This window comes from Algoriphagus aquimarinus (assembly GCF_007997215.1).
Taxonomy (GTDB): domain Bacteria; phylum Bacteroidota; class Bacteroidia; order Cytophagales; family Cyclobacteriaceae; genus Algoriphagus; species Algoriphagus aquimarinus_A.
Map to the genome: position 1 here is coordinate 944379 of NZ_VORW01000001.1, position 19453 is coordinate 963831.

Here is a 19453-nt window from a genome sequence, read left to right on the forward strand (position 1 = left end):
ATACTAAAGCCCAGGCTGAAGGGCTGGGTTACAAATCGAAATTCAATTAGTAAAGCTCTGCAAGAGCGAAACACTCAAAATTGTTCAAAGCTCAAGCGTGAAATTAAGAATCGTAAAGAAGAGGATCATAGCAACCAGCATCCAAGCTGCAAGTGGATTCTCCCTATCGAAATTAGCCTTTCTGTAAATCAAGTGAATCAAAAAGGCCACTCCAAACCATGCGAAATAATTTCCCGCAGGGATAATTTCAAACTTCCAATACCAAAAGTCCAAGGCTACTGCCACAGGCTCCATGATGTAATCTATGACGGTCATCGCCGTAGCTCCCAGCAACGCGGCATAATAGTCATTGTCCGTTGCCTTGTGGAAAACTGTCCCCGTCAGATAAACCAAAATAAACCAGTTCACCCCGATCACAATTGGAACGTCCCAGAGTTTGGGACCCAAAGTGGTACCATATACATAGTCACCAAATAAGTACCCCGTGTGAATTCCTAAGATCTCAGCTCCAAATCCTATCCAAAACGCTGCTGTGGCAAAGATGGGAAAAGCATCAGACCAGCCGCGATGGTAACCTAGGAGGATTACCAATGAAAGCAACAACTGAGCTGGAGTAAGCTTCAGAAAAAGCTCTCTATACTCAGGCAAACTCAATCCAATCACCCCCACCGCATACAATACAACCACTGCGATTTTTGCGATAATTAATCGCTTATTCTGCGCCTCTGGGGGAACTTGGGCTATCATATGCATAATTAGGTAAGCTTTGGTTTAGGTAAATTCTATTTTTAGCGTTGGGATTCCTAACTTTGAAATCGCAAATCTGTTTGCAAAAAAACGAAATTCCAGCCAAAATCCCCCGATATGATTCTTTACAACATCACTTTCACCGTTTCCAATGAGATCGAAGAGGATTTTGTCCAATGGATGAAAGGCACTCACATTCCTGATATTTTCGCAACTGGATTATTTGTTGAGCATAAATTCTTCAGGCTTCTCAATAGCCCAGATGACAACGTGACGAATTATGCTGTGCAGTTCTTTGCAGAAAACACGAAAAAGCTAATCGAGTATGAAAGCCGGTTCGCAACTGCGCTTCGCTATGAAACCCAGGCTCGCTATGGTGAGAAGGCAATTCCTTTCCGAACATTGATGGAGTCGGTGGATTAGGGCCTAGAAAGCAGATATTAGTTTTAATCCTTTACTAATAATTCAACCCCTTTGGGGTTGCCTTGATAAATCATTATTTCATTTAGCCACGGGTTGCACCCGCGGTTATTGAAAAGTTTGATCCCTTCGGGATCTTCAATTTGAAGATTTAAAATCGAATGTTTATAGATTCAATTGCATGACCACAAAGTGGTCAAACCTATCAATAACCATGGGTTCAACCCATGGATTGAGTGACCAATCCAAGACATCCCCAAGATCTCATTCCCTCCACTCCCCCAACCTGCATAAATATCAAATCAGTATATCATAATTTCCAAGCCTCATTTTATTGCAGTTCCCAACTATTTTTTTGATTTATTAACATTCTAGGATCGCTTTTTTAAGACAGTTTATTTAGTTTTATAGCTAACCCTACTGTTTATGAAGAGATTATTTTTTTACTCTACTCTAATTGTTTTTCTGTATTCCTGCCAAACTAAAGAGTCATCATCATCCGCCTATAGCACTAACTCGCTCGAAAACTTTTCTTTTTCTGTTGACACCCTTGTGTTAGATGTAGGAGCAGAGATTTTTAATTCTAACGGTTATTCCAGTTATGATCTAAGTGAAGATGGAAATAATCTTTTCCTATTCTATGAACCTGAAAAGGAAATGCATGAATATGATATGGCTGAAAAGAAGTTAGTTTCTCGTCATCCCTTCGAAACCGATGGACCAAATCTAATTCCTTCTTATTTCAACTACTTTCAGGCGCTGCCAAATGATGAATTTTTTATGACTGACGTTGTCAGATCAGGGATTTATAGACTTGATGGAAAAAAGCTAACGTCTTATAAGCTTCGAGTGGATAACATTTCAGGATTAAATCTGGATGCCTCTTTCCAGCTCACAAAAAACAGCTATATCAGCCCTGATAAGCAGACCCTCGTGAGTCTCCCCTCAAAATATGGCGCTCCACCCGCTGGACTTGCCGTCATAGACTTGAAATCCATGTCTGGTAAAATCCTAGATCTACCCGCGCTGGAGATGACAGAAAATTATCAGGTAATCTTCGAAGAGGAAATGTCTCAATCAGGTGATTTCATAACTACGCAGTTTCTCCACGATCAATTTATCATCTACAGCGGAGCCACTTCAGCTATCTATACCTACGATTGGAAGCGAAATTCTCTGAAACTTCATACGTTCCCACATACCCTAGTTGCGAAGTCCAAAACAGGTGAATTCCCAACCAAGATAAACTCCGAAGAGCGAAGAAAGGAAGTATCCAAACTGATGCAAAAGCAGATCACTTTTGGAAAATTTTACTGGGACGAGACACGCAAAAATTATTTCCGAATTGGAACAACCAACGAAGACTATACAAAAGCCTACCTATTCTCTTATGATGAGAATTTTGATCTCACGGGCGAAACACTCATTCCAGATTTCTACTATATCCCTTACATGGAATTCTTTCATGCAGGAAAACTGTACAGCTTTATCAATGTGGGAGAAGAACCCGCTTTAGTTGAATTCACTTTTGATTTTTAAGAAACCATGAAAAAACTCCTTACGATTTCCATTTTAGCACTTCTTTCTGCCTGTGGCAGTAAAAAATCAGAATCTACTGAACAGAAAAACATTCTAGAAAACCTCACTTATACTGTAGATACCCTTGTAGTGGATCCAGGCGAGGAAATCATTGACTTGTCTGGAGGATTGAGGCTTTCTAACCTCTCAGACGACAAAAGCAAACTCTATCTTTTTACCCAAAAAGAGCATCAAATCGCCATTGTCAATCTAGACCAATTGGAGTTGGAGGAGTTTCTGCCTTTTGAAGTGGAAGGACCCAATGGCATTGGACAGTATGTAGGAACCATGCAGAAGCTTGACGGCGAAAAGTTTATGTTTTCAAGTTTTCAGACTTCGGGGATTTATGATAGAAATGGAGTCAAAATCGAAGATCTCAAGCTTAAACCTACAGATTTTGAAGGAGTGGACATCGAAGGTGATGGGCCGATGAATTATAAACTGATGCAATCTGCGAATGGCAAGTGGCTTTTCTCGCTTCCAGGCGATTTCATGGAAGGATCCAGAGATTTGGCCGTTTTAGATCCTGCAAACAGCTCTGGAAAGATCCTCGATATTCCAGCGATGGATAAAGCGTCAGAGTTTAGGATCATTCTCCAAAGCACCGAGATGATGTCGATTTATGTAGAAGATGTCAACCTACAAGAATTTGACGGGCAGGTATTCATCAGTACCTCTGTCACTTCAGATATTTACCGCTATGATTACAAGCAGGACTCATTGCAGCTTTTCACTTTCCCGCATCAGCTAGTGCCGCCAGCCAAAACAGGAGCCATCAAAAACAAAGTGTCCTCTGAAGATGAGTGGAGGAGCGAAATGGAAAAAGCATCAAGCCAGATAGGCTTTGAAAAATTGCTTTGGGATGATAGCAGCAATAGATTCTTCAGGTTTGGCAGAAAATTACTCCCAAAAGAAAACGACGAAGCTCCTACGAAAGCTGAAGTGTATCTCTTCGCTTACGATGCTAATTTGAAGTTGATCGGTGAGAAATTTCTGGAAGATGTTGACCAGATTCCTTCTTACCCTTTCTTCAAAGACGGCAAGCTCTATTCCTATGTCAATGTCGAAGACGAGCTAGGCTTCGCAGTATTCACTTTTAATTTTTAGGAAACTATGAAAAAACTAATCCCCGTTCTATTTCTAATTGCTTCCTGTGGTGAAAAAGGAAGTACTGAAAGTGCTGAATCAGGCAATGTCCTCGAGAACCTGACTTACTCGGTGGATACCCTAGTGGTCGATGCTGGAGGCGAGCTTCTTTCAATAGAGAATTATTTGCAATTGGAAGGATCATCCAGCCTCTCTGAGGATCAAAAATTTTTCTACGTTTTTAATAATAAGGATCATACCCTAGCCGTGGTAGATCTCGATCAATTGAAACTTGTGGAAGTTTTGCCTTTCGAAAAGGAAGGCCCAGATGGAGTGGGTGAATACATAGCAGGATTGCAGGCGCTACCTGATGGGAGATTTTTGATTACTGGATTTGAAAAGGCGGGGGTATTTAATAGAGAAGGTAAAAAACTGGATGATATTCCACTTATAGCCGAGAAATATGAAGGGATTGAAACAGATCTTCCTATTTATCTAAAGCTGACTAGGTCTGCAGAAATGAATTTGCTCTTCTCTTTTACTGGGTACAGTGATTTTGGCGAAAAAAAACTAGTTCTCATCAATCCTTCTCAAAAGTCAGGGAAGACCATCAAACTTCCTGAAATAGAAAAAGCCCAAGAGTTTGATATCACTTTAATAAGTAATCAGGGCAGTATAAGTTTGATGACACCATTATACATCCAGGAGCTCAATGGCCAAGTATATGTGTCCAATGGTATTTCCTCAGGTGTTTATACTTACGACTACCAAGCTGACTCCATGAGATTAATCACCTTTCAGCATCAATTAGTCCCATCTGCAGTTTCGGGTACTGTCAAAAACGAAGTTTCTTCGCGAGAAGAGTTTAATTCTGAAGTTGAAAAAATAACTACTCAAATTGCCTTTGAAAAGCTCCTTTGGGATGAAAAGTCCAATCATTTTTTTCGAATTGGAAGGAAAACCATTCCCAAGATTAAAAAGGATACTCCCTACAAATCGGAAGTCTATCTATTCATCTATGATGAGAATCTCAATTTATTGGGAGAAAAATTATTAGAGGATCTAACCAACCCTCCTCGTTTTTATTTCATGAAAGACGGCAAACTCTATTCCTACGTCAATGTCGAAGACGAGCTGGGCTTCGCGGTTTTCACTTTTGATTTTAACTAACAACCAACCATGAGAAAACTATTCCCATTTCTAGGACTAGCGCTTTTGGCTTCTTGCGGAGAGAAAAGTACTTCTGAATCCGCCAACTCCAGTATTCTAAACTTCACCGTAGAAATAGATACCGTGCAGGTAGACCCCGGCGAGGAGCACTTCATCTACCTATCGAACTACCTCAATACTGCTACGGTCAGTTCCGACAAAAAAACACTTTACAACTTCAACGCCACCGTGCCCGAACTTGAAGTAATTGATCTCGATAAGTTGACGCTCACCGAGGTGATCAAACTCGAAAATGAAGGCCCAACAGGAATTGGAGCCGCCAATGCCTATATCCCGATGATGGATATGACTGATAATGGCGACCTATACCTGAATACTTGGTCGTATATGATCAAGCTAAACGCGGCCCGTGATCAGGTGAGCAAGTATTGGTTTACCGCGGACTCTTTGAAAGGAGACACTATTACCGAACTGGAAAAAATATATCCTGATGGATTTATGGCTGATGACGGGAAATTCTTCTACAGCACCTATGGCTCAGTGGACAATAGCCCAAAGAAAGGCATAGCGATAGTAAATCTCAGCACCATGGAGCTAAAGAAAGTGCCGATGGATATTTTTGAGAAAATCGATAAGTTCTCCATCGTATTTAGCCCAGAGGCGAATAGTAAAATGTCTTTAGCTGAGACGGTTTTTTTTGTTCCATTTGACAACAACATTCTCATTTCCTCCACTGCCTTCAATGAAGTCTTTACCCTAGATCTCTCAAATGGGACTGTAGCACAGAAGTCCTTTCACTCCGAACTGACCGATGATGCCAAGAAAGGTAACTATGAGAAAAGAGCCAATTCCCGAGAAAATCTTTTTGAACTCAACAAGGAGAAGGTGAAGGAAGTGACTTTTGGTAAGCTGCACTTTGATGATCAAAACGAGAAATTGTGGCGATTCAGCACCTCACTTGACCGCATGATCGGAGATTCTACAGCATACCAATCCGTGCTGACCATTTTTGATAAAGACCTAACTCAGCTTCATGAGCAGAAAGTGAGCTACTCACCGATGAGTTCACTATCCTTTTTCAAAGAAGGCTCACTTTATTCTTACATCAACCTCGAAGACGAACTTGGCTTCGTCCGAATCAAACCCACTTATGAATAAAATCAGACTACTTACTCCAATTATTCTAGCAGTTTTAGCCAGTTGCGGAACTAAAGAAGGTGCAGAAAATATGCAAGGCACGGCCATTGATTTCTCCTATCAGCTAGACACGGTGATGGTGGATGCGGGGGAGAACTTCATTTACTTGAATAGTTCTCTAATTAACTCCGGGGTTTCACAAGACGGAAAATATCTGTATAATTTCAAAACTGGTGTAAATCCAACAGGCATAGAAGTTATTAATCTGGACAATCTGAAACTGGAACGGGTCATTCCAATGAGCGTAGATGGACCCAATGCAATTCGATCTCCCTACATGTCCAATATTTATATGCTTGCTGATGGGACTTTTTACCTATCGGACAATTATGAAGTTTATCATTTCGATCAGGAAGGAAACAAGCTTTCTACTATGGTCTATGCAAAGCAGGAGTTTGAAGGTGAGAGACTTCCGGAAGGCAAGAGGATCCAGTTAAATGAAACGCTTTCTAAGGATGAGAAAACCATTGCGACATTGTATGGTGGTGAGAAAATGGAAGATTCTGCAGACGGGCTGGCGCTGTTTGATCTGGAAAATAAGCGTGTGAAGTACAAACAGTTAGGCTTATTTAAGGAATTGGACAAGTATCAAACTATTTTCTATTATGAGAAAGTACACCCGATGAATATGCTTATGGCTGACATCAGCCTTCTGATGAAAAACGATAGTTTGTTGTTTTCAAATTCCGCTCAAAACAAGATTTATTTCTACAACCTCGCTACAGATTCCATTTCTTCTAAAACTTACTCCAGTAAATTCACCAGCCAAGAAGCTAAGGGAAATTACCCACCTCGCTCTGACTCTGAAGAGGAATTTCAAGAGATTCTCAATGAGAAAGACAAAGAAGTTAGCTATGGCAAACTGTTTTTTGATGAGCATAACGACGTCTATTGGCGCTTTGCCAAGGAAATGGATCATATGAAAGGAGACACAATCCAGTACAAAACCGTCCTAACTGCCTTTGATCCAGAGTTCAATCAACTACACGAAGAACTGCTCCCTTCAGATTTCGTGCTTCCCTACAAGTACTTCGCCCGAAAGGGGATGATTTATACCTTTTTGAATATCGAGGATGAACTGGCCTTTGTAAGGCTTAAACCAAAATTTGAACATGACTAAATACGTATACTTACTGTTGGCAATAGCTTTTATAAGCTGCTCTTCAGAAAAGAAATCCGAGGCAGAAAACAATGATGATTTTAAGTTCTCCTACGCCGTGGATACCGTGATGGTGGATGCCGGGGAGCATTTCTTTTTTCTCAACGAGGATTTGGAATTAGCTGATGTTTCCCCTGACCGGAAACTGCTCTATAATCTAAATCCAAAAACGTTCCTACTGGAGATAGTGGACTTGGACAATCTCAAATTAGAGAAGACAGTCCAATTAGAAAAAGAAGGTCCTGATGGAATTGGGCTCCCTTATTATGGAAAAATTCAGGTATTGGAAAATGGTAACATCTGTTTATTTGGTCAGTTTAAAATCCACATTGTCACTGAGCAGGGTAAGCTTGTTAAAACCATAGAACTTGATCAAATCAAAATTAAAAATAACGATCAAAAAGAGGAAGAGAAAATTGGATGGAACAGCGTACTTTCTGATGACGGCAAACTACTCGCGAGCACACTAGTCAACTTTGATTACAAAACACCAGCAAAAGGAATCGTAGTGATAGAGTTAGAGACTGACTCGATTAAGTACATTCCTATGAACTTATTTCAAGAGCTTAAGCAATTTGAAATAATTCATCAAGAGGGAAATGCACCTGGTATTATTTCCGGAGAATCTACTTATTTGAGTTTCATTGGCGATAAGCTGATTGTCTCCTCCTCGGCATATAACGATGTGTATCGCTATAATACCAGCTCTGATAGCCTTTCTCACTACAGTTTTAAAGCAAGCCTTACTGACAACGAAAAAATTCGAAATTTCCCTAACGAAGTGCACTCAAGTAAAGAGTGGACTGATGCTGAGAAGGCAAAAAACGAACAAGTTTCTTTCCAAGAGTTTTTGAAATTGCCTGAGCAAAATATTTTCTGGAGAGTGAGTACCGACAAAGACCGTATGATTGCAGATTCTGTTGTTTTCAAGCAGGTCGCCACTTTTTTTGATGCTGATTTTAAGATGCTCAACGAGCAAGAATTGGAGAATTTTCATAGTTCCAGAAAGCCATTTTTCAAAGATGGGATGCTTTACAGCTTTATTAATATTGAGGATGAGATGGCTTTTATAAGACTGAAACCTATATTAGAAGAATGAGTAAGTATCTGACTTTTCTTTTTTTGATAGCGATGATGAGTTGCTCGGCCAAAGAGGAAAAGGAGGAAGTAGTGGTTCCTAAAAGCGATATCGAGTTTAGCTATACCATAGATACCATCAGGATAGATGGGGGAGGGACCAAGCATTACTTGGGCATGAATCTCACGATGGCTGATTATTCTGCTCAAGAAGGACTTTTATACAATCTGGAGCCTGAAACGGGGCGTGTGGAGGTGATAGATGTAGAAAAACAAAAGCTGCTGCGCTTGATCCAGTACGATATGCGGGGTCCGAATAGTATTAAGGAGTATTATCCTTCCGGTATCAAGAAAACTATCCTGGGAGAGACATTTTTCAGAGATTTCTATGTGATCCATCGGATGGATTCAGCGCGAAAGAAAATAGACACCTACAAGCTTGATAATAGTTCCCTGAAAGGTGATCGGCTGCCCTATGAGACCAATATAGATGGATCCGGTGAAATCGCTGCTGATGGGTCTTATTACGTGGGGCTTTACGGTAACTTCAAACCCAAAGGTGAGATTTTGGGAGTAGCTAAAGTGAGGTTCTCGGATAAATCCATGAAGCTTATTCCTATTGATTTTTGGGATCAGCTGAAAGAGTATACCATTACTGTAAATTATGATATAGGCAGAAGAAGCAGTTCAACTGAGATGAAATTTCTCACATTGAATGGCCCTGATTTTATTTTGTCCACATCCGCCAGTAATGAGCTATGGTACTACATTTCTGAAATTGACAGCGTCGTCCACAGATCGTATCACAGTACGATCACTTCAGACAAGAAAAGTGGGGAGTATAGAAAAGAAGTTACCACCCATGCGACATTCGAGTACTGGTCTCAGCGGAAGAATCAGGAGGTTACGTTTGGGCCATTGGTCAAAGATCCGGATTCCCAACTCTTCTATCGCTACAGCCGCGAGCTGGACAAGAGCAACCCGGAAAGTGCTAGTTATGTCTATGTATTGACGGTTTTCAACGAAAAGCTAGACCAAATCCATGAGGAGAAACTCAGGAGCAGGATTTCAATTTTGGGTAAATACTTCGCTGGAAAGACCTTCGTGCACAAGGGTATGATCTATTCCTATATCAATCTGAATGATGAAATGGCCTTTGTACGGTTGAAACCAGATTTCTCTAAATGAGAGAGTATTAGCATTTATTCAGCCCTTTGTAGTTTAAAAAATATAGACAAAAAAAAGAGGGCCGAAGCCCTCTGTTATTTTTTAGTCCATTCCTTTGAATACCACATCGAATATCAATATCGAGTTGGCTGGAATTTTAGGTTGCGTTTCAGAATTCTGATAGCCAAGAGGCGAGGGTATAATGAGTTTTGCTTTAGAACCCGATCTGAGTCTAAGGAAGCCCCTATCCCATCCGGGAATAACACTGCCTGAGCCTAGAACGAAACTGAGTAGATTATAATTTCTATTTTCATCATAGATATCATTATCTATTGCTACTTGTTCAATATTGGTATCAAATACAGAACCATCGCTCATCAATGAACCTGCATATTTGGTATAGATAATATTTCCGTTATTCGGGCGAGAGCCTATTCCTTCTTCTTGTACGATGACCACGACGCCGCTTGCAGTATGGATGCGGTATAAGCTGTCTATCTCTGCGGTTTCAAGGTATTTCACGATCAAAAGGCTGTCCTTTGTCAGATTCCCCGCATAGTCATATACAGGTCCAGTGTCGTATGGATTCTTTGCATCGCAACTGGCGAATACTATTGCTATCAGTAGAAAGGCGAAAATACTAAGTCTATAAATACTCATAATTACTGCTGTGGTCCTTGAGTTACCTCTATAAGATTTAATTCAAACATAATAGGAGCGTTTGATGGGATCGGTACAACCCCATTCGTTCCTTGTTGACCATATGCATATCTAGATGGGATAAATACAGTGGCTTTATCACCTTGTTCCATTTGACCCACACCAAATTCAAAACCTGGAATCAATAGATTGAAACCTACTGGAAACTCAAGGGGAGTATAAACTCTAGTCGATGCAAATATTCCCCCATCCACTGCCACCTGCTTGATAGAGGTATCAAATACTTTATTTGAAAGCAATTTGCCGATATAATCTACCTTCAAGGTGTCTCCGTTAGTTACACCCATCCCTGAATCAGAGACTTCTTGCCAAATTATTCTCAAACCGGAGGCTTCATCATGAAATTCCTTAACATTAACGATAGTAGTAGTATCAATATAAGCATTGATTGCTGCTTTATCATTAGCTAGTATTACCTCGTCCGTAGCTTCTTCGTCAATACAAGATGCCATTGCGAAACTGCCTGCAATCAGGCTTAATATGGCAAATATTCTAATTTTCATCGTCGTTGGTTTTGTATTAGTTACTGGATATACTTACAGTACGTCCATTACTGAACTTCTGCTACATCCACATCGAAAACAAGTACTGAATTAGCAGGAATCATGTCTCCAGCTCCATTTTCTCCATAAGCTAGTGGAGAAGGGATGATAAACTTGCCTTTTGATCCTTTTTTTAACAATAATAAACCTTCGTCCCATCCTGGGATTACTTGACCCATACCTACAGTCACAGGAAGTGGCTCATATGGTCTGCCTTCGTTAAACATATTGTTTTCTCTTGCTATGGATTCCACAGAAGTGTCAAATAACGTTCCGTCAAGCAAGTAACCTGCATAATTCACATGCATGGTAGTACCTACAGAAACAGGCTCGCCAGTTCCTTCTTCTTCGATCACATAGTAAAGTCCGCTTTCTGTTTTCTGAGCAGCTAGACCTTTTTCTTTGATGTAATCTTGAATGATTTTCTCTTCTTCTATTATTCTCTCTTTAGCTCTTTCACCTTTTTTCACTTCCTCAGCAGCCATCACTTTTTCAAAGTATGCCTGAATAGCTTCTTCGTTCATGATTTCAAATGCTCCCAAACGAACTTTTACTATATCTTCTTTATTCACTGTTGGAGGCGCATTTTCTCCATAAATATTTTTAATAGTAGTTTCAAAAGCGATGCTATCTCCTTTGCGAAGGCTAAGGAAGATCTCATCCATACCGGTCTCAACTGGCATAGAATCGTTGGCCATTATATAGCCAGGGAAAGGATAATCTGCCGTAGAATAGATCACAGAATCTGATGCAGTAGTGATCTCAAGGTTGTAAAGTAAAAACTCACCGTTTGGAGCTTTTTCATTTCCCTCTTTTACATAGGTATATTCGATACCGTCTTTTTCAGTGACTTTAGTTTTTTTACATGAAGTCAAGATGCTCGCTCCAACCAAGAGAGCAAGGATTGCCAAAAGGCTTTTTGAATTTTTCATAAAGGATAAGTGATTTTTCAAGGTAATGTGGTGGTCTTCGAAGGTCATCAATCTGCGGTAACAGGAACAGAACGGTATAAATCATCCTGGTTCTCTTCCACTAAAGATTCGAATCGCTCTACGGTATCTCTTAGGCTTAATGTAGACTTGCCTCCTGAGGCATTTTTATGTCCACCTCCATCGAAATATTCTGCTGCAAACTTATTCACAGCTACTTCGCTGGATGATCTAAAGGAGATTTTTATACCGTCTTCGCGTTCCGAAAATAAGGCTGCCAACTTTATCCCATCCAAAGATAAAGCATAATTGACCAAACCTTCGGTATCGCCTGTGCGGCTTTGATATTTTTTAAGATCTTTTTTGCTGATCGCAAAATAGGCCATGTGAAGATCTTCACAGACCACCAGACGACGACTGATCGCAAAACCGATAAATTTCAATCTATTCACCGAATTGGAATCATAGATCCAATTGGCAATCTGAGAGGTATCTGCGCCCAAGTCCAGTAATTCCGCGACCACGAGGTGCACGTTCTTAGTGGTATTGGGATGCCTGAATCCACCAGTATCTGTCATGATTCCTGCATAGAGACACTCTGCGATGTCTTTGTCTAGAAGTTTCTCATCTCCTAGCTGCACGACCAGTTCATATACCAATTCACAGGTAGCGGCGGCCTCTGTACTCCAAAACTTGAAGTCAGCAAAATCCTCCGGATCCTGATGATGATCGATATTGATTACGAGTGCATCCGACTTGCGGATCATTTCGCCTAATTCATTGACCCTTTTTAAGACAGAGAAATCCAAACAGAATATAAGATCCGCTTCATTTAACTTTTGGGTGGCAATCTCTGTGTGCTTAGGATTACTGAAATCCAGCACAGAATCATTGCCTTTCATCCAATTAAGAAATGAAGGGTAATCCGTTGGCGTCACCACAGTTACCTCATGTCCCTTCTTGAGTAGGTAGTTAGCCATTCCCAATGAAGAACCCAATGCATCGGCATCGGGTTTGACGTGAGTGGTAATGAATATTTTTTTGGGTGAAGATATCTCTCTCTTAAACGAGGCTAAAGCTTCCATTTTATACATTTAGCTGCTTTTTGGCTCTTGTAGCTCGCAAAGGTCAGGAATTTTTTGACAATTCCCAATTATAGTAGTTGGCTGACAATGAAGCAGGTAGCTTATAATTACAGAAGTAAATGCGGAGAATGCTACGAAAAAGTCTATTTTTGCGCCCGATTTAAACCAATGAAAAACGAATAACATGGCAACTAACAGAACATTCACCATGATCAAGCCTGATGCTTTCTCTGCAGGCAATTCAGGAGCGATCCTTAAAATGATCGAAGAAGCAGGCTTCAAAATCGTAGCCATGAAAGCTACTCAATTGACTCCAGCTATCGCAGGTAAATTCTACGAAGTTCACTCAGAAAGACCTTTCTACGCTGATCTATGTGCTTATATGTCTTCTGGACCTATCATCGCAGCTATCCTTGAGAAAGACAATGCAGTAGAAGATTTCAGAAAATTGATCGGTGCCACTAATCCTGCTGATGCAGCTGAAGGTACTATCCGTAAGATCTTCGCTAAGTCTATCGAAGCAAATGCTGTACACGGTTCTGACTCAGACGAAAATGCAGCTATCGAAGGAGCATTCTACTTCTCTCAGACAGAAAGAGTAGGTTAATTCCAGCACAAAAATAATTTTGAAAGCACTCTGTCAAGGAGTGCTTTTTTTGTTTAAAGTCAATTTGGATTCAACCACAGAGAGCACAATTAGTTTTGTCAGGCTGAGCGAAGTCGAAGCCCCGCTTTGCCCAATGGCGCAATTCCTGCTTCTCCAGAAGCAGGAATTTTTCATTAAAGATCCAATGGCCTCAATGGCGCAAGTCTCTTGACCTGCTTATAACAGGCAGGCTTGTGCCAATGATAATGCAGTCTCCTGACTGCCTCGCTATCCCAAGAAGCCTCTTCCTCCCAGATTTGTGAAGCCAAATTCAAGATAGATTTATCTGTTAGCAGACAACACAATTAAGTCAACAGTCAGTATTCACTCAGTCTTCCTCTTACTTAATGATTTTACGTACGTATGCTTGCAATTTAGTATATAAAAAAATACGTACTAGGTACCTGAAATTTTTAAAAAAAAACGTCCTTTTAACGATAATTGGATGGTTTATTACTTTTTAATCCACTCTTAAATACTTATTTCTAGTAAGTATTTATTTACTGCTTTCTTTGTAATTACGTATTTATACTTATATTTGAGTTCTAAAATACGTAGCCATGAAGAAAGTTATTGTCATAGGAAATGGAATGGTAGGGTACAAGTTTTGCGAAAAGCTAGCTGCCCACCCTCTTCGTGATCAATTTGAGGTGGTAGTCTTCGGGGAAGAATTCAGACCAGCTTATGATCGTGTTCACCTAAGCGAATACTTCACGCTAGACTCTGCGGATAAGCTGCTTTTGGCTTCCCGTGACTGGTATGCCGAGAATAACATCACCCTTCGTACGGGAGAAATGATCACTTCCATCGAGACTGAGACTAAGCGGGTTTTCACGCACAAGCATGATTATTTCGAATATGATTACCTGATTTTGGCTACAGGTTCAGCTCCTTTTGTCCCTAGTATCAAAGGAGTGGACAAGCCGGGTGTATTTGTCTATAGAACAATTGAAGATCTTGATGCAATCAAAGATTACGCAGACAAACTTAAGCAGGAAGGCAAATTCAAGGCCTCTGTCTTAGGTGGAGGATTGCTAGGTTTGGAAGCTGCAAATGCTGCCAAAGAGCTCGGGTTGCAAACTGATGTAATCGAATTCGCACCACGACTTATGCCTCGTCAACTGGACAAAGCTGCCAGTGATATGCTTCAAAGCAAGATCGAAAGCCTTGGTATGAAAATTCACTTGGGCAAAAACTCCAAGGAAATCATGGGAGAAGCAGGTATCGAAAAAATCGACTTCACTGACGAAACTTCTCTCCAAACCGACATGCTGATCATTTCCGCAGGTATTCGTCCTAGAGATGAATTGGCTGTGAAATGTGGCTTACGAACTGGCGAGCGCGGTGGTGTCTATGTAAACAACAAAATGGAAACTTCCGATCCGGCGATTTATGCGATCGGAGAAGTAGCACTATATAATAATGGCATCTACGGACTAGTCGCTCCTGGATATGAGATGGCAGCAGTCGCGGTAGATCAAATTGCCGGTGGCGAAAAGCTCATGAGTCCTTCCATAGACATGTCGACCCAACTGAAATTGGTGGGAACGGAAGTGGCTTCATTTGGTGATCCATTCATCGAGAATGATGAGGTCACTGCAATCGCATATGAAAACAAGCAACGTGGAGTTTACAAAAGAATCAACATCACCAAAGACGGTTCGAAGTTACTAGGTGGAATCATGGTCGGTGATTCTTCAGATTACAACACACTTTTTCAATTGTATATCAATGCGATGAAGCTACCTGAGAATCCGGAAGATTTGATCTTGGGTTCCAGAGGTGGAGAGAGCAAAAGTGCTTTGGGTTCTGTGCTGGATTTGCCAGATACAGCTCAGATTTGCTCTTGCGAAGCAGTCTCTAAAGGAACGATCTGCGACTCCATCACAAGTGGTGCTTGTTGCACTTTCTCAGATGTTGTAAAAAGCACAAAAGCTTCGAGTTCATGTGGAGGGTGTAAGCCCATGGTGACAGATTTGGTTACGGCCACTTTGAAGTCCATGGGACAGGAAGTGAAAGAAACGATCTGCGAACACTTCGATTATAGCCGTCAGGAAATGTACGATTTGGTGAAGTTGCACAGCATTATGGATTTTGACGAAGCGCTGGATCGTCATGGTAAAGGTCATGGATGTGAGATGTGCAAGCCCGTTTTGGCTTCGATTTTCGCCAGTATATACATGGAAACTGCCAATCGTCAGGCTCCTATTCAGGATTCGAATGATAGATTCCTAGCCAATATTCAGAGAAACGGTACATACTCGGTCGTACCGAGAGTGCCAGGAGGAGAGATTACTCCGGACAAATTAATGGTTTTGGGACAAGTCGCTAAGAAATACGATCTCTATACCAAAATCACAGGGGGTCAGAGAATAGATCTTTTTGGAGCTCAGCTTCATGAATTACCAATGATTTGGAAAGAATTGATTGATGCTGGTTTCGAAAGTGGACATGCCTACGGCAAATCACTCAGAACTGTAAAAAGCTGCGTGGGATCTACCTGGTGTCGATACGGCTTGCACGACAGTGTGAGTTTTGCCATCAGAATCGAGGAGCGATACAAAGGCCTACGTTCTCCTCACAAACTAAAAGGAGGAGTATCTGGCTGTATTCGTGAATGTGCCGAAGCCAGAGGGAAGGACTTTGGTGTCATCGCAGTAGAAGGTGGTTGGAACCTATTTGTATGTGGTAATGGCGGAGCTACGCCGAAGCACGCTATTATGCTGGCCGAGAAACTCGACGATGAAACCTGCATCAAATACCTAGATAGATTCTTGGTTTATTATATCAGAACAGCCGCTCCGCTTCAGCGCACTGCACCTTGGCTGGACAAGCTGGAAGGTGGAATAGACTATTTGAAAAAGGTAGTGGTAGAAGATAGCCTCGGGATAGCCGAAGAACTGGAAGCTGAGATGGAGGAGCTGGTAAACCAGTACGCATGTGAGTGGAAAGAAGCTATCGAGGATCCACAGATGATGAAGAGATTTAAGCCATTTGTCAATTCAGAAGAGACAGATGACAGCTTAGTATTTGTGCCGATGCGAGATCAAAAAATGCCTAGACCTTGGTAATCCAATAAGAATAAGATCATGGAAGAACTATTAAAAAATTATCAATCCGTAGCTGAGGAGCATGCTATTAATTGGATCAAAGTAGGTCAGACAGACGACTTTCCGGAAAATGCGGGAGCCTGTGTGAAGTACAACGCTAAGCAAATTGCAGTTTACTATTTCACCAGAACGAACTCCTGGTATGCCTGTCAGAACCTTTGCCCACACAAGATGGAAATGGTTCTTTCCCGCGGCATGACTGGCGATGCTCAGGGAATTCCAAAAGTGGCTTGTCCGCTTCATAAGAAGACCTTTTCGCTAGAAGATGGCAGCAATCTGAACGGAGAAGAATACAGTATTGCGACCTATCCGGTCAGGATTCAGGAGGGAAATGTATATATTGGATTCGCAGATTAATCCAATTGACACATGAACAAATTCCAGAAAGCAATCTCATTGATCGATCAGATCAATGCGGAAGATCCGATCAAAGAAGAAGTATTGGGAAAAGAGATTGCAAAAGAGCTGTTGTATTCCATCCGTATGACCGAAAAACTTGATCAGTTTGATCCTGAATCTTCTGAGGCTATGCAGCTCGCCGTGAGGGCACAACACATCGGAAGATGGAAAATTCCGAGATCAGATTACCCGATGGATAGAGTGGGTTATCTCAAGTGGCGAGAAGAATTGAAGAAGATGCATGCTGATATGGCTGCGGAAATTCTAGTAGAAGCGGGGTACGATGACGAGACGATTGAGAAGACAAAATTCCTGATCAGAAAGAAACAATTGAAGACTGATCCTGATACACAAACCATGGAAGATGTCATTTGTCTGGTTTTCTTGGAATATTATTTCGAAGAATTCGCTGCCAAACATGAGTCTGCCAAAGTCATTGATATTCTTCAAAAAACCTGGGCAAAAATGTCTGAAAAAGGACATAGAGCCGCTTTACAATTACCATTTTCACCTTCAAGCCTCGAATTAGTCAAAGAAGCTATTACCTAAACAAATGACTGGTACACCGCGATCGCTGGATCAAGATACTTTTAATCGTCTCCGCCGCCTCTACATTATTGCTTTGGGAGCAATTGCCATCTCCTTGATCGCAAGCCAGATTCTCATCAGAAAATACCTGAATGATCAGGAAAATGACAGTCGTCTGGTCAATGTGGCTGGTCGGCAGAGAATGCTGAGTCAAAAGCTGAACAAGGAAGTTCTTTTGCTGTCGCAAAGCCAATCTTCTGAAGATTCGAAAGTGCAGATAGACACAATTCAATCCACGCTGAATCGCTGGGAAAAAGCACATCAGCTTTTACAGTTGGGAGATGAATCACAGGATTTTACTGTAGACAATAGCTCTGAAATCAAGGGCATGTTTGAGGAAATCAATCCAGATTTCAAACAAGTGATTGATGCAACGCAGAATTTCATTTTTCTGAAATCCAGTACTTCTGAGGATTCTTCTGCTATAGCGGAGCAATTGAAAATCATTGAAACCAACGCAAATAGCTTTCTGATCAAAATGGACGAGATAGTGAATCAATACGATCACGAAGCCAAAGAGAAAGTCTCAAGCTTAAAGCAACTGGAATTGCTCATAACGGTTTTCACATTGCTAGTCTTAGTTGGTGAGTTTTTGATCATCTTTTGGCCTTCGGCCAAAGCCATGAAAGCAAGTATTCATGAGCTGATGGATGCGGAGGAAAAAGCAATCCGAATGGCCAAGAATGCAGATATACTTAGTCAGTCAAAGGAAAAATCAGTACGGGAACTACAAGCGCTTAGCAAAGCGATGGATCAGATTCTGCTTTTCGCGAGGATCACACCAGAAGGATACATCACCCACATAGGTGAGCGCTTCAGCAGGCTTTACAAAGCCCAAAAATTCAATATCAATGCGAAGATCTCCGATATGCTTTCTCCACTGGAAAATGAGCAACTTACGATAGATCGCATCATTGCAGAAAACAAGAAATCCGGTTGGGAAGGGGAATTCAAAACAACTTCGCAGACTGGAGAAGACATCTGGTTGGATGTGTCCATGATTCCTTTCAATTCTGCTGAGGACAAATCGGAGTTGATATTGATTTGCATGGATATCACCAAACGTAAGGAGTTCATGCATCAGGTGGAGCAGTTGACAAAGGAGAGTTTTGAGGAGAAAATGCATCAGCAGAAAGTGATCTCAAGACAAATCATCGAGAACCAAGAGAATGAGCAAAACCGCATTGCCAAGGATATACATGACGGTATTGGACAAATGCTCACTGGACTTAAATACTTATTGGAAAGTGTAGACTCTTCTGATCCAGAAAAAGCAGAGGTGAAGATCATCAAGCTCAAAGAACTTACTTCGAATATCATCAAGGGAGTGCGAACTGCCACCTTTAACCTTACTCCTCCGGAATTAAAGGATTACGGAATTGTACCAGCATTGACAGAACTGACGCAGGAGCTTTCCAAGCTTACTGGGAAAGACATAGTGCTTTTCAATAAGTCAGAATTCTCTCAGCGACTGGATTCTTTGGTGGAAATCAATCTGTACAGGATCACACAGGAGGCAATCAACAACGCGATCAAATATGCAGAATCCTCGCATATCATCGTCACCGTCTCGCATAGTCAGAATATTCTGAGCATCATCGTGGATGACAATGGAAAAGGTTTTGACAAAGCAAAGCTTAAAGCTAAACCGGATGAGGAAGGTGGAATGGGGCTGACCTTTATGAGAGAACGGGTGAAATACATCAACGGAAGATTGTTCATTAATTCCTCGCCAAACGAAGGCACCAAAGTCACTCTCAACATTCCTTTGACGTAGATTTCCTAGATTTTTATACGTAAATTCGGTTTCTTTACTACGTATTTACTTAAGCG

Annotated in this window: 18 protein-coding genes; 13 read left to right on the top strand and 5 right to left on the bottom strand. The window is 41.2% G+C overall.

The window, feature by feature from the left end:
* Nucleotides 1-84 precede the first annotated feature (84 nt).
* On the bottom strand, nucleotides 85-753 hold the full coding sequence (locus tag ESV85_RS04265; protein ID WP_146915023.1) for a carotenoid biosynthesis protein: 669 nt from the start codon (nucleotides 751-753) through the stop codon (nucleotides 85-87).
* A 111-nt stretch (nucleotides 754-864) separates the two neighbouring features.
* On the opposite strand from ESV85_RS04265, the gene ESV85_RS04270 reads away from it, so the two are divergent.
* The 8 genes from ESV85_RS04270 to ESV85_RS04305 all read left to right on the top strand — a co-directional run bounded on the left by ESV85_RS04270 (nucleotide 865) and on the right by ESV85_RS04305 (nucleotide 9622).
* On the top strand, nucleotides 865-1170 hold the full coding sequence (locus ESV85_RS04270) for a DUF4286 family protein (RefSeq protein ID WP_146915025.1): 306 nt from the start codon (nucleotides 865-867) through the stop codon (nucleotides 1168-1170).
* Between the two features lie 423 nt (nucleotides 1171-1593).
* Nucleotides 1594-2706, top strand: coding sequence for a DUF4221 family protein (locus ESV85_RS04275; RefSeq protein WP_146915027.1), 1113 nt, complete (start codon nucleotides 1594-1596; stop codon nucleotides 2704-2706).
* A 6-nt stretch (nucleotides 2707-2712) separates the two neighbouring features.
* Nucleotides 2713-3852 carry a DUF4221 family protein gene (locus tag ESV85_RS04280; RefSeq protein WP_146915029.1) on the top strand — a complete coding sequence of 380 codons (1140 nt, stop codon included), beginning with the start codon at nucleotides 2713-2715 and terminating at the stop codon, nucleotides 3850-3852.
* 6 nt (nucleotides 3853-3858) lie between these two features.
* The gene (locus ESV85_RS04285) at nucleotides 3859-5001 is read left to right on the top strand and encodes a DUF4221 family protein (protein WP_146915031.1); all 1143 of its coding nucleotides are present in this window, start codon (nucleotides 3859-3861) and stop codon (nucleotides 4999-5001) included.
* Between the two features lie 9 nt (nucleotides 5002-5010).
* The gene (locus ESV85_RS04290) at nucleotides 5011-6159 is read left to right on the top strand and encodes a DUF4221 family protein (protein ID WP_146915032.1); all 1149 of its coding nucleotides are present in this window, start codon (nucleotides 5011-5013) and stop codon (nucleotides 6157-6159) included.
* Nucleotides 6152-7318: a DUF4221 family protein gene (locus ESV85_RS04295; protein ID WP_146915034.1), complete on the top strand. Its 1167-nt coding sequence runs from the start codon at nucleotides 6152-6154 to the stop codon at nucleotides 7316-7318. The genes ESV85_RS04290 and ESV85_RS04295 overlap by 8 nt, the downstream gene beginning before the upstream one ends.
* Nucleotides 7311-8456 carry a DUF4221 family protein gene (locus ESV85_RS04300; protein ID WP_146915036.1) on the top strand — a complete coding sequence of 382 codons (1146 nt, stop codon included), beginning with the start codon at nucleotides 7311-7313 and terminating at the stop codon, nucleotides 8454-8456. Before ESV85_RS04295 ends, ESV85_RS04300 begins: the two co-directional genes overlap by 8 nt.
* Nucleotides 8453-9622, top strand: coding sequence for a DUF4221 family protein (locus ESV85_RS04305; protein ID WP_146915038.1), 1170 nt, complete (start codon nucleotides 8453-8455; stop codon nucleotides 9620-9622). Before ESV85_RS04300 ends, ESV85_RS04305 begins: the two co-directional genes overlap by 4 nt.
* 81 nt (nucleotides 9623-9703) lie before the next feature.
* On the opposite strand, the gene ESV85_RS04310 is transcribed toward ESV85_RS04305, so the two are convergent.
* From ESV85_RS04310 to ESV85_RS04325, 4 genes are read right to left on the bottom strand one after another with little or no spacing between them, the layout of a single operon-like run.
* Nucleotides 9704-10261: an FKBP-type peptidyl-prolyl cis-trans isomerase gene (locus ESV85_RS04310; protein WP_146915040.1), complete on the bottom strand. Its 558-nt coding sequence runs from the start codon at nucleotides 10259-10261 to the stop codon at nucleotides 9704-9706.
* A 2-nt stretch (nucleotides 10262-10263) separates the two neighbouring features.
* Nucleotides 10264-10824: an FKBP-type peptidyl-prolyl cis-trans isomerase gene (locus ESV85_RS04315; protein ID WP_223275900.1), complete on the bottom strand. Its 561-nt coding sequence runs from the start codon at nucleotides 10822-10824 to the stop codon at nucleotides 10264-10266.
* 47 nt (nucleotides 10825-10871) lie between these two features.
* Nucleotides 10872-11795, bottom strand: a complete 924-nt coding sequence (locus ESV85_RS04320; protein WP_146915042.1) for an FKBP-type peptidyl-prolyl cis-trans isomerase — start codon at nucleotides 11793-11795, stop codon at nucleotides 10872-10874.
* Nucleotides 11796-11842: 47 nt separating this feature from the next.
* Entirely contained in the window at nucleotides 11843-12877 is a 1035-nt protein-coding gene (locus tag ESV85_RS04325) for a DHH family phosphoesterase (protein ID WP_146915044.1), read from the bottom strand.
* Between the two features lie 184 nt (nucleotides 12878-13061).
* Here ESV85_RS04325 and ESV85_RS04330 point away from each other — a divergent pair, with 184 nt between their 5' ends.
* The 5 genes from ESV85_RS04330 to ESV85_RS04350 all read left to right on the top strand — a co-directional run bounded on the left by ESV85_RS04330 (nucleotide 13062) and on the right by ESV85_RS04350 (nucleotide 19397).
* Nucleotides 13062-13484, top strand: coding sequence for a nucleoside-diphosphate kinase (locus ESV85_RS04330; protein ID WP_146915046.1), 423 nt, complete (start codon nucleotides 13062-13064; stop codon nucleotides 13482-13484).
* 599 nt (nucleotides 13485-14083) lie between these two features.
* Nucleotides 14084-16594: a nitrite reductase large subunit NirB gene (gene nirB, locus ESV85_RS04335; RefSeq protein ID WP_146915047.1), complete on the top strand. Its 2511-nt coding sequence runs from the start codon at nucleotides 14084-14086 to the stop codon at nucleotides 16592-16594.
* Between the two features lie 18 nt (nucleotides 16595-16612).
* Nucleotides 16613-16990, top strand: a complete 378-nt coding sequence (nirD, locus tag ESV85_RS04340; RefSeq protein ID WP_146915049.1) for a nitrite reductase small subunit NirD — start codon at nucleotides 16613-16615, stop codon at nucleotides 16988-16990.
* A gap of 12 nt (nucleotides 16991-17002) precedes the next feature.
* Nucleotides 17003-17581 carry a DUF4202 domain-containing protein gene (locus tag ESV85_RS04345; protein WP_146915051.1) on the top strand — a complete coding sequence of 193 codons (579 nt, stop codon included), beginning with the start codon at nucleotides 17003-17005 and terminating at the stop codon, nucleotides 17579-17581.
* 4 nt (nucleotides 17582-17585) lie between these two features.
* Nucleotides 17586-19397, top strand: a complete 1812-nt coding sequence (locus ESV85_RS04350) for an ATP-binding protein (protein ID WP_146915053.1) — start codon at nucleotides 17586-17588, stop codon at nucleotides 19395-19397.
* The last annotated feature ends 56 nt before the right edge of the window (nucleotides 19398-19453 follow it).

What these genes read in the sequence shown, in the direction of transcription:
- ESV85_RS04265 (WP_146915023.1), bottom strand. Translation starts at nt 753, where the DNA reads ATGCATATGATAGCCCAAGTTCCCCCAGAGGCGCAGAATAAGCGATTA.
- ESV85_RS04270 (WP_146915025.1), top strand. Translation starts at nt 865, where the DNA reads ATGATTCTTTACAACATCACTTTCACCGTTTCCAATGAGATCGAAGAG.
- ESV85_RS04275 (WP_146915027.1), top strand. Translation starts at nt 1,594, where the DNA reads ATGAAGAGATTATTTTTTTACTCTACTCTAATTGTTTTTCTGTATTCC.
- ESV85_RS04280 (WP_146915029.1), top strand. Translation starts at nt 2,713, where the DNA reads ATGAAAAAACTCCTTACGATTTCCATTTTAGCACTTCTTTCTGCCTGT.
- ESV85_RS04285 (WP_146915031.1), top strand. Translation starts at nt 3,859, where the DNA reads ATGAAAAAACTAATCCCCGTTCTATTTCTAATTGCTTCCTGTGGTGAA.
- ESV85_RS04290 (WP_146915032.1), top strand. Translation starts at nt 5,011, where the DNA reads ATGAGAAAACTATTCCCATTTCTAGGACTAGCGCTTTTGGCTTCTTGC.
- ESV85_RS04295 (WP_146915034.1), top strand. Translation starts at nt 6,152, where the DNA reads ATGAATAAAATCAGACTACTTACTCCAATTATTCTAGCAGTTTTAGCC.
- ESV85_RS04300 (WP_146915036.1), top strand. Translation starts at nt 7,311, where the DNA reads ATGACTAAATACGTATACTTACTGTTGGCAATAGCTTTTATAAGCTGC.
- ESV85_RS04305 (WP_146915038.1), top strand. Translation starts at nt 8,453, where the DNA reads ATGAGTAAGTATCTGACTTTTCTTTTTTTGATAGCGATGATGAGTTGC.
- ESV85_RS04310 (WP_146915040.1), bottom strand. Translation starts at nt 10,261, where the DNA reads ATGAGTATTTATAGACTTAGTATTTTCGCCTTTCTACTGATAGCAATA.
- ESV85_RS04315 (WP_223275900.1), bottom strand. Translation starts at nt 10,824, where the DNA reads ATGAAAATTAGAATATTTGCCATATTAAGCCTGATTGCAGGCAGTTTC.
- ESV85_RS04320 (WP_146915042.1), bottom strand. Translation starts at nt 11,795, where the DNA reads ATGAAAAATTCAAAAAGCCTTTTGGCAATCCTTGCTCTCTTGGTTGGA.
- ESV85_RS04325 (WP_146915044.1), bottom strand. Translation starts at nt 12,877, where the DNA reads ATGGAAGCTTTAGCCTCGTTTAAGAGAGAGATATCTTCACCCAAAAAA.
- ESV85_RS04330 (WP_146915046.1), top strand. Translation starts at nt 13,062, where the DNA reads ATGGCAACTAACAGAACATTCACCATGATCAAGCCTGATGCTTTCTCT.
- nirB (WP_146915047.1), top strand. Translation starts at nt 14,084, where the DNA reads ATGAAGAAAGTTATTGTCATAGGAAATGGAATGGTAGGGTACAAGTTT.
- nirD (WP_146915049.1), top strand. Translation starts at nt 16,613, where the DNA reads ATGGAAGAACTATTAAAAAATTATCAATCCGTAGCTGAGGAGCATGCT.
- ESV85_RS04345 (WP_146915051.1), top strand. Translation starts at nt 17,003, where the DNA reads ATGAACAAATTCCAGAAAGCAATCTCATTGATCGATCAGATCAATGCG.
- ESV85_RS04350 (WP_146915053.1), top strand. Translation starts at nt 17,586, where the DNA reads ATGACTGGTACACCGCGATCGCTGGATCAAGATACTTTTAATCGTCTC.